The following is a 9,012-nucleotide window of genomic DNA, read 5'->3' on the forward strand; positions in this document are numbered from 1 at the left end:
AGCACAGCCGCCCAGGTCTCACCGCTAGACGAAGCCCCGCGGACTGAGCACCCGTGGGGCTTCAACCGGCCGAGACGCGAGCCCCGTACTAACCTAAGAGCCGGACTCAGAAGTTCATGTTGGATAGCAATATCTTGCGAGCCGTCGTGACATCATCCTGATGCTGGCAATGAGGGTCCAGGCGGTGGAGCTCGCGGTGGTCTTCTCCCAATCCTTGGCGAGACGCCGGCAGCGGCCAAGCCAGGCGAAAGTTCGTTCAACCACCCACCTGCGCGGGAGAACCTCGAAGCCTTGGGCCGTGTCGGATCGCTTGATGATCTCAAGGGTCCAGTCGCCTTGGCCGTGAAGCGCCGCGCGCAGCTTCTCACCTGTGTAGCCACCATCGGCGAAGAGGTGGCGCAGCCACGGAAAGCGGTGACGGATTGCCTTCAGCAGAGCTGGGGCTCCGTCGCGATCCTGCACATCAGCTCCATGAACGAGCACGAACAGCATCAGCCCGAGCGTGTCGGTCACGATGTGGCGCTTGCGGCCTTTGATCTTCTTGCCTGCATCGTAGCCGGCAAGCCCTCCGCTCTCGCTTGTCTTCACGCTCTGGCTGTCGATGACACCGGCGGTCGGACTGGCGTCGCGCCCTTCCAGTTCCCGCGTACTCATGACCAGGAGGTGGTTGATCACCTCCCAGAGACGGCTGTCCCGCCACCGGTAGAAGTAGCCCTGCACCGTCGAGCGTGGGGGAAAGTCCTTGGGCAGCATCCGCCATTGGCAGCCGCCGGAGGCGATGTAGAGGATGGCGTTCATCACCGCCCGCAGATCGGTCCTGCGTGGCCGTCCGCCAGATTTGGGTGGAGGCAGGAGCGGCGCGATCACGGCCCATTCCCGATCCGTCATGTCGCTTGGATACCGGGATACCTCTCGCCGATGTTGGTAACGACTGCTCGCGTCCCAAGCCATCTGATCCTCCACCTTCCTTTCGGCCGGAGGAATCACAACCCTTTGATATCACTCAAATCCTTTTGGGCCCGGCTCTAAGACCACGCCTGTAGCCCTTCAGACGCCTAGTTTCGGTGATCAGGCTTGGTGGGGCGCATCGCTGCCTCACCAGCCGCCAGCGCCCGCAGACAGATCGCATCTGCGCGGCAGTTGCGGGCTTGCTCGCGCAAAGCCTCGGCCGCAGCCCGGTCGCCACGGCGCTCAAGCGCGTCCGCTGCAATCGCAAGCTCAGTTGCGGCGGCCCCTCGCTCGCCAAGCCGGAGGGCTGTATGAGCGACATCGCTCCCTACGCCTTTGTCATCCTCGCGCTGACCGTTCTCATCGCCTTTGCTGTACTCGGCTGACGCGCGTGATCGACAGCGGCCCTACGACCAGAAGGGTGCGGAGATCGCGCCGGCCACGCCCTCTCAGAGCCGGGTGGTTCCATATTGGCCCTTACGCGAAGGAAAACGGGCGCATTATGCGAATTGCGGGGCCTCGCGCGTGCACGCTCTCCATTGCTGTCGGCAACCGGAAGGCAAAAGAGGATGGCTGCGAGTTGATCATGCCGTGCGCGCATCCGCGCAACGACGGATCGCGGCTACCGCATGAGCGGGCGCGATGCCAGTGCATTCCTCGATGTCACTGAGTGTGAGGCCAGCTTCGTGCAGAATGTAGACGAAGTGCTCGGGCTGCCACGGGGTGATTGGGCCTGCCCGCGCACGCAGTTGCCGAGCTAACCGCGACGCACGCTCATCAAAGCGGCGCGTGACCGTCAGGGGACGGAAGCGGCACCGTCCGGCCTTCGCGACTCGCGCCTGATACACGCGGCCGTTGTCGGCGGAGCGCTCGGACAGTCCGAGGGCGGCGACCCGGGCGCGTACCAAGCTGCGCGGCGCACGCAGGTACTGCTCGATTTGCGACAGGGGATAGCCGCCTTCGACCATGCTCCGGATCGTCTCGTCGTGCTGCTCGACGCGGGCGACACTCACCAAACAGCCTCCCCGTGAGCGAGGGCGGCTCGATTGTGGGCGAACCAAGCGATCCCGACGTCACCGCTGCACTGCAAGCTGCGCTCGATCGCACGGCTTTCCGCGTGCGCGGCGGATTTGGCTGCTGAGACGACGACGAGGGAAATCGTCAAGCAAAGTGCCGTCGCCAGCAGCGCAATGACCGCCCTGTCCGTCCCTGGGTGAACGAACTGCATGGATGCCTCCAGGTTGAGACATCCCTGCCCGGTTGCTCAGCAGGCGACTATGATGGCGGTCACGCTTACTGGCGGCCCGCTGGCAGGCGTGCGCCTCGAGACAGGCACCGGCTGCTCTCGGGCCGCCAAGCACTCGCTTCCATAACTCTCCTTCCGCGAACTGAGCGGCTCCATAACGCTCAATCCGTGCGGATGGGTCGAGATCGCGCGGCGTTTTGATTTCCAGACACACAAACCTAACAGGATTAAGCGCCTGGAAAACCGTCGTTTTTCTTACACAGCGTTTTGCGCCGCTTGGAGCGGTCCACTGGGGCAAGCCCTATTGGAACGCTGAGCCTGAGATCGCCGCTGCCAGCGACAGGCTGCATGGGCGAGTTTCAGCTGCTCACTCCAAACCATCACCTGCGACCTGGGGAAGGAAAAGAAACAGGTACGTTTTAACTACGCAGAGCGGGCTGCTGCGCGCATACTCGCCGACCTTTGATGTCACCGCACGTGGAGGGGACGCTATGTCCAATCCGCTGATCCTGAAGCTGCAGCATGGAGCTCGTCTGACCGATGAGGATCGAGACCTCCTGCAGGAGATCTCCAGCCGGCCTCGCCACGTCGAAGCAAAGCGGGACATTATCGCGGAAGGGGCACGGCCCGAGTGCGTGCACCTCGTCATGGAGGGCTTCGCCTGCCGCTACAAGCTCCTGTCGAATGGCAGGCGCCAGATCATGGCCTTCCTGGTGCCGGGCGACTTCTGCGACCTGCATGTCGCGATCTTGGGCGAGATGGACCACGCCATCGGCACGCCTTGGGGCTGCACCTGCGTCGAGATCCCGCGCGCGACCATCGATGAGCTGACGAGTTGGGCACCCGTGACGGTGCGGGCTCCGGCCGCAAAGCCGAGCTCGGCGGCGATCGCAGACGCGGTTCCCGGATGGTCGCCCGTGATCATGATGAGGCGGATGCCGGCCGCCCCCGCCCGTGCGACGGCCTCGCCAGTCTCGGGGCGGGGCGGGTCGGTCATGCCGGTCAGCCCGAGGAAGACAAGATCCTGCTCGACGCACCCGTCCAGCGTCGCGCCGGTCACCCCGTTCCTCCGAAGCGACCGAAAGGCGACCCCGAGGCTCCGCAGCCCCTCCCCGGCCAGAGCCTCATTCGCCGCCGCGATCGCGCTGCGGCGCTCCCGCGTGAGCGCACGGCACTGCCCCTCGACGAACTCCTGCGAGCAGCGCGCGAGCACGACGTCCGGCGCTCCCTTCGTGGCGACGAACAGCTCCGCATCACGCTCGGCATCGCTCTGTATCGTGCTCATCAGCCTGCGCTCCGACGAGAACGGGATCTCGGCGATGCGCACGAAGCGGCGGGCCACTGCTCCGGCCTCCAGCCCCGTTTTGCGCGCGGCGGCGATGAGCGCCCCTTCGGTGGGATCGCCCTGCACGGTCCAGTGCCCGTTGCGCTCCTGTAGGACAGCGTTGTTGGCTAGCAGGCCGGCGAGGAGCGCCTGCTGTACCTCGGACCGGTGCGCTTCGCCGAGTTGACCGCCGGCCTGGCTGAACTGCCCAATGGGGACGTAGCCGCTACCGCCGACGTCGACGCGCCCGCTTGCCGTCACGACCACGCGCACGGTCATCTCGTTCCGGGTGAGCGTGCCGGTCTTGTCGGACGCGATCACGTCGGCCGAGCCGAGCGTCTCCACTGCTGCGAGGTGGCGCACAATCGCCTTCCGCTTCGCCATGCGCTGCACACCGAGCGACAGGGCCGCGGTGACGATGGCCGGGAGACCCTCCGGAACCGCCGCTACGGCCAGGGCCACGCCCAGAATGAGCACGCCGAGGAGGGCGTGGACGCCCCGGACGTCCTCGACCACGACAATGGTCGTGATCAGCACGACGGCGATACCGGCGACCACAAGCCCGAGACGCTTGCCCACGCGGTCGAGCTCGGCCTGCAGGGGGGTGCTCTCCTCCGGGGTATCCCGCAGTATCCCGGCGATGTGTCCAATCTCGGTCCGCGCTCCGGTCGCAGTCACGACCGCCAGCCCCCGGCCACAGGTCACGGTCGTGCCGCAGAAGACCATGTTGCTGCGGCTGCCCAGGTCCGCCGCGGCAGTGACCGGCGTAACATCCTTGAAAACCGGGAGGCTCTCGCCCGTCAGGATGGCTTCCGTCGTCTGCAGCAGGCTCGTCTGGATCAGCCGTCCATCGGCCGGAATCGTGTCGCCCTCTTCGAGGCGGATAATGTCGCCCGGCACGAGGTCCGTCGCCGGCACGGTCTGGTGCTTTCCACCCCGAACGACCCTCGCCTGCGCGGCCGACATCTGCCGCAGGGCCGCGACGGCTCGGTCGGCGCGGGCCTCCTGGACGAAGCTCATGGCCGCGTTAAGGAGCACTATGGCGAGGATCGCGATGGCTTCGTAGGGCAGGCTGGCCTCCCGCTCGTACAGCCACAACCCTGCAGAGGCGGCGGCCGCGACGAGGAGCAGGACAACAAGGACGTCCGTGAACTGGGTGAGGATCTTTTGCCAGGTGGGCACGGGCTCCGCGGCGCGCAGCTCGTTGCGACCGCAGCGCTCGAGGCGCGAGCGCACTTCGCTCGGGCTCAACCCAGAGTCGGCCTCGACGCGCAGACCCGCGAGCACCTCTTCCGTGCCGAGGCGATAAGGCTCGGCCGGTTCCTGCGCGGCACATGCACTGACAATCTCGGACGAGCGAATCTCTGTCATGGTCTTGCCCCCGTCGCGCTCCGATGATCGTCCAGTCAGGATCCGCTGGAAGAGCTCCTCCCGTCTTGGCTGATCCACTCAATCAACCCGGTCCAAAACCAGCCGGTCAGGTCACGGAGCGCACGGGGACGGAGCGCAGTCGGCAATCTTCGAGACCGTGGTTCTAGGCTTGCGCTGGATCAATGCATCCGCAAGTCACCGCGCCAATCTCTTGACGGTGTTCGTGACGCGGAGAAAGTCGGGATGTCGCTTCAGCAGACCGCCGTCCTCTCAGGTATCTGCGACATCCTCGTGGGCATCACCGAGGAAGGGCGCGGGGACGAGGCTGCCTCGTCCCTCGGCTACGGCCTGACGCTGGCGAGGGCTGCGAGCGCGCACTTGACCGTCCAGTCCGCCTCGATCCGGTTCATGACCACGGCTCTGCCGCTCTGCGGGTTCGCCGACGAGCTCGTCGTGGCCGAGAATTGCCGCCTGGCGTCTCTGGCACGGAGCGCAGCGGAGAGGGCCGCGAGTGACGCGGAACGGGCGGGCGTCACCTGCACGACTGAGTCGCCGAGCCTCATGCACCACGAGCTTGTCGCGCGGCTATCGGCACGGACTCGCCTGCACGACCTGATCGTTCTCGACGCCGAGCCGCTGGCGGTCGCGCCAGACCGCGATCTGATGGAGGGTGTACTCTTCCGGAGCGGACGCCCGGTCATCGTGGTGCCAGCCGGTCACAATGCCTTCTCTGCGCGGCGGCTCATTGTTGCCTGGGACGGGAGCGCTCAGGCCGCTCGGGCGGCCAACGACGCGATGCCGTTCCTGCGCGCTGCCGAGGCAGTGGAGATTGTCTGCGTGGGCGACGCCGAAAAGCTGCTGAGCTCAGTTCCCGGCGTCGAGTTCGCTCCCCACCTCGCGCGCCACGGTGTCGAGGTCACGGTCAAGGACCGGCCATTGGAAGTCGATGTGGCCGAGACGCTGCGCAGGGAGGCGGCGCTGTTCCGGGCGGACATGATCGTGATGGGGGCCTACCGGCATTCGCGAGTCCGAGAGTGGTTCCTCGGCGGCGTGACACAGTCTCTGCTCGCGCGGAGCCCAGTCCCCCTGTTCCTCGCGCACTGAGACGGTGGTTCAGGTTGCCGGCCGAAGATGCAGCATCGCACGGCCAAGTTTGGGGATTCACGCGTCGAAAGGAACCAGATGAAGCGATGACTTTGGTAACTTCGGGGCTGACGCGGCTGACGGCAGATCGCTTTGCCGCTCTCCGGCACGCCGGCAGGTTTGCCCTGGATTTTAGACAACAGTTCCTGACCCGAACTTCCGCGCGGCCGAGGCTACAAAGACGAACACCCGATGCTCGATCAGCTGCCTGCCCTGCTTCTTCTGTTCGGCTTGGTCTTCGGACTGAACGTCGTGCCCGTCTTCGCGCCGCCAACGTGGATGGCCCTTGCATTTGTGGGGTTCGAATTCCCCGAGGCAAGTATCGCGGTTATTGCCCTGCTAGGGGCGGCCGCCGCGACACTCGGCAGGCTCACCTTGGCGAAGCTTTCTCATCGACTTGTGCGAGAACGTCTCCTGGACAAGGAGCATCGAGAGAACATCGACGAGATCAAGCAGCGGCTTGAGGCGCGAACGCGTCTGACAGCAAGTCTCTTTCTTTTCTATGCCTTCAGTCCGTTGCCGTCGAACTTGCTGTTCATTGCTTACGGATTGACGGCCCTGCCGCTTTGGCGTGCTGCGCTGCCCTTCTTGATCGGCAGAAGTGCGAGCTACGGCTTCTTTGTTACAACCGGCGCAGCGGCGGGACGGCGGTTGAGCATTGATTCAACCGAGTCGGCCTTCTACGCGGGGATCTGGTTCATCGTGTCACAGCTCGTGGTGATCGGCGCGCTTTTCATCTTCACCCACTTGGACTGGAGAACCCTGTTTCAGCACCACAGACTGACCTTAGTGACAAAGTCAGGCCTACCAGCCTCTATCGTTGATCGGCCGAAGAAAGGAGCTGCCGAAGCTGGGAGCGGTGCCGCGGTTTCCGCACAGAGGATGCCATTCAACTTTTGGCGCAAGTGCCGACTGAAGCGGCTGTTCCGTGTAAGCACACGGCCTACAGGAGCCGGCCAGCAGCAATGAGACGAGCATTGGATCGCGGAAATTCGGTCTACGACCGCATCACCATCGGCCTGCACTGGCTGGCGGCCGGACTGGTGGTCACGTTGTATCTGATCGGCGAGTTCGTCGAGGACCTGCTGGCAAAGGGCCCGGCGCGCGAAGCCGTCTGGTCGGTGCACTTCGTGCTGGGCTTCGTGCTCGCCGGCGTCATCGGGGCCCTGGCGCTGTGGCGGCACACGGGCGGGCGCCAGCTTCCGATCGAGGACCCCGGCCCCCTGCACCTCCTCGCCAAGGCGACTCATGCCGCGCTCTACGTCCTGCTCCTCGTCGTCGCGGGGCTCGGCGTCGCCAACGCCTTAGTGCGTGGCGTCAGCCTGTTCGGCATCGCGAGCCTGCCGCACCTCGGGGATCCGGCGCTGCGCCGCCCTCTGACCCACTGGCATGGATTGGCGGCCAACCTCCTGATGGCAGTCGTCCTTTTCCACGTGACGGCCGCCCTGGTGCACCATTACCTCTGGCAGGACGCGGTGCTAGGCCGGATGCCGCCCGGACGCTCGTCATCCGAAGCCCTTGCGCGACGGTGATGACGATGCGCGGCCAGCACGCCGAGAGACATCTGATCGACCGTATCGGCTGGCTGCGCGCGGCGGTGCTGGGAGCCAATGACGGGCTCGTCTCCACGGCGAGCCTCATCGTTGGCGTCGCAGCCTCGTCCGCGGCCACTGGCGAGGTCCTGGTGGCAGGCTGCGCCGGGCTGGTGGCCGGCGCGATGTCGATGGCGGCGGGCGAGTACGTCTCCGTCAGTTCGCAAGCTGATACCGAGCAAGCCGACCTTGCGCGGGAGCGAGCGGAGCTTGCGGCCGATCCGGCCGCCGAGCGGGAGGAGCTCGCCCAGATCTACGTGGCTCGCGGCCTCGATTACGGTCTCGCCCTGCAGGTCGCCGACCAGCTGATGGCCAGGGATACCCTGAGCACGCATGCCCAGGACGAGCTTGGCATCTCGGAGATGTCCACCGCGCGCCCCGTGCAGGCGGCCTTGACGTCCGCGGCGACCTTCTCGGCCGGTGCCGCGATGCCGCTGCTGGTGGCGGCGGTCTCGCCGGAGCGGCTCGCCGTCTACACGGTGTCGGGCACCTCGCTGGTCTGCCTGGCCGTACTCGGGGCAATCGGTGCGTGGGTTGGGGGCGCGAGCCTGCCGCGCGCGACGGCGCGGGTAGCATTCTGGGGCGCGTTGGCGATGGCGGTCACGGCCGGCATCGGCCATCTGATCGGCAAGGTGGTTTGAACGCTGATTGTACTGGTTAGCGCAGGTGTGCGTCAGCAGTAATCTATCCCAAACCTTGCCTCATTGGACGCGCGACGGGATGAGTTCGTCCGTCACGTCCTGCCCGGTCTCCACGTCGCGAACGGCGATTCTCAACCCCTGCACCTTGAGGCGCTCGAGCTCGGCCGCCGAGACGTACGCCTTGTTCTCAGGATCGTAGAGGCGGCAGCCTGCGTAGCGCTTCAACTGTCGGATTGGCTGGGACTTCTTGGTCTGCATCGGGCCTCAGGTCTTGCATGCCGGGTCACGCCATCCGGCGCCCCGGCCCACCTTTCTTCCTGGAATGATTATAGACTGGGCCAACGATCCGCAACGCGAGGAAGGTTGACCGGCTCTGGGTCCAGGCCGAACTCCGGCATTGAGGGTTGGACCGTGGCGCTGCCCTCGGCCGTGCCTGCGCGAGGCCCTGCCAAATTCGGCCTGCACCGCATGTTGAGCGGCTGGGCGCAATAGGACGTTGGAAGGTGCCCATTCGGCGGTCCATTCGGAATGTAACGTGCCGCGCCTCGACGCGCTTGAGGGGCTCCGCCTCTCATACGTGCAAGGCCTCCAGGCTAGTTGATACAGCATCTATTCTGATGTATCAGGCATCATCCCTCATTGTTCAGAGGATGATGCGCTTGATCACTGCCGCCCAGATGCGTGCCGCGCGAGCCCTGCTCGGTATCGACCAACGGCAGCTCGCGGAGATGTCAGGTGTGTCGCTGC

10 protein-coding genes and 2 pseudogenes are annotated in these 9,012 nt (G+C 65.5%); 7 read left to right on the top strand and 5 right to left on the bottom strand.

Annotation, left to right across the window (positions count from 1 at the left end; translation table 11 throughout):
• Positions 1–114 precede the first annotated feature (114 nt).
• A complete protein-coding gene (locus tag WDW90_RS32635; protein WP_336491776.1) occupies positions 115–951 on the bottom strand; it encodes an IS5 family transposase in 837 nt (278 codons plus the stop codon).
• A 197-nt stretch (positions 952–1,148) separates the two neighbouring features.
• Between WDW90_RS32635 and WDW90_RS32640 the strand changes: the two genes are divergently transcribed.
• On the top strand, positions 1,149–1,334 hold the full coding sequence (locus WDW90_RS32640) for a hypothetical protein (RefSeq protein ID WP_336491777.1): 186 nt from the start codon (positions 1,149–1,151) through the stop codon (positions 1,332–1,334).
• 198 nt (positions 1,335–1,532) lie between these two features.
• Here the strand turns inward: WDW90_RS32640 and WDW90_RS32645 are convergent, their stop codons facing one another.
• Complete coding sequence (locus tag WDW90_RS32645; RefSeq protein WP_336491778.1) at positions 1,533–1,961, bottom strand: hypothetical protein; 429 nt, start codon at positions 1,959–1,961, stop codon at positions 1,533–1,535.
• Positions 1,958–2,176, bottom strand: a complete 219-nt coding sequence (locus WDW90_RS32650; protein ID WP_336491779.1) for a hypothetical protein — start codon at positions 2,174–2,176, stop codon at positions 1,958–1,960. Before WDW90_RS32650 ends, WDW90_RS32645 begins: the two co-directional genes overlap by 4 nt.
• A 509-nt stretch (positions 2,177–2,685) precedes the next feature.
• Between WDW90_RS32650 and WDW90_RS40980 the strand changes: the two are divergent.
• Positions 2,686–2,964: pseudogene (locus tag WDW90_RS40980) on the top strand (Crp/Fnr family transcriptional regulator); the annotation flags it as partial.
• Here WDW90_RS40980 and WDW90_RS32655 read toward each other — a convergent pair.
• The gene (locus WDW90_RS32655) at positions 2,862–4,889 is read right to left on the bottom strand and encodes a cation-translocating P-type ATPase (RefSeq protein WP_336491781.1); all 2,028 of its coding nucleotides are present in this window, start codon (positions 4,887–4,889) and stop codon (positions 2,862–2,864) included. The pseudogene WDW90_RS40980 and the gene WDW90_RS32655 sit on opposite strands and share 103 nt — an antisense overlap.
• 243 nt (positions 4,890–5,132) lie before the next feature.
• On the opposite strand from WDW90_RS32655, the gene WDW90_RS32660 reads away from it, so the two are divergent.
• From WDW90_RS32660 to WDW90_RS32675, 4 genes are all read left to right on the top strand, one after another.
• Positions 5,133–5,993 (top strand): universal stress protein, encoded by an 861-nt coding sequence (locus tag WDW90_RS32660; protein WP_336491782.1) that lies wholly within the window; start codon positions 5,133–5,135, stop codon positions 5,991–5,993.
• 231 nt (positions 5,994–6,224) lie between these two features.
• A complete protein-coding gene (locus tag WDW90_RS32665; RefSeq protein ID WP_336491783.1) occupies positions 6,225–7,001 on the top strand; it encodes a VTT domain-containing protein in 777 nt (258 codons plus the stop codon).
• Between the two features lie 8 nt (positions 7,002–7,009).
• On the top strand, positions 7,010–7,564 hold the full coding sequence (locus WDW90_RS32670; protein WP_336491784.1) for a cytochrome b: 555 nt from the start codon (positions 7,010–7,012) through the stop codon (positions 7,562–7,564).
• 5 nt (positions 7,565–7,569) lie between these two features.
• The gene (locus WDW90_RS32675) at positions 7,570–8,265 is read left to right on the top strand and encodes a VIT1/CCC1 transporter family protein (RefSeq protein ID WP_336491786.1); all 696 of its coding nucleotides are present in this window, start codon (positions 7,570–7,572) and stop codon (positions 8,263–8,265) included.
• A gap of 60 nt (positions 8,266–8,325) precedes the next feature.
• Here the strand turns inward: WDW90_RS32675 and WDW90_RS32680 are convergent, their stop codons facing one another.
• Complete coding sequence (locus tag WDW90_RS32680) at positions 8,326–8,523, bottom strand: polyhydroxyalkanoate synthesis regulator DNA-binding domain-containing protein (RefSeq protein WP_336491788.1); 198 nt, start codon at positions 8,521–8,523, stop codon at positions 8,326–8,328.
• Between the two features lie 392 nt (positions 8,524–8,915).
• Between WDW90_RS32680 and WDW90_RS32685 the strand changes: the two are divergent.
• Positions 8,916–9,012: pseudogene (locus WDW90_RS32685) on the top strand (helix-turn-helix domain-containing protein); the annotation flags it as partial.

Source organism: Methylobacterium nigriterrae (genome assembly GCF_037106235.1).
GTDB classification, from domain to species: domain Bacteria; phylum Pseudomonadota; class Alphaproteobacteria; order Rhizobiales; family Beijerinckiaceae; genus Methylobacterium; species Methylobacterium nigriterrae.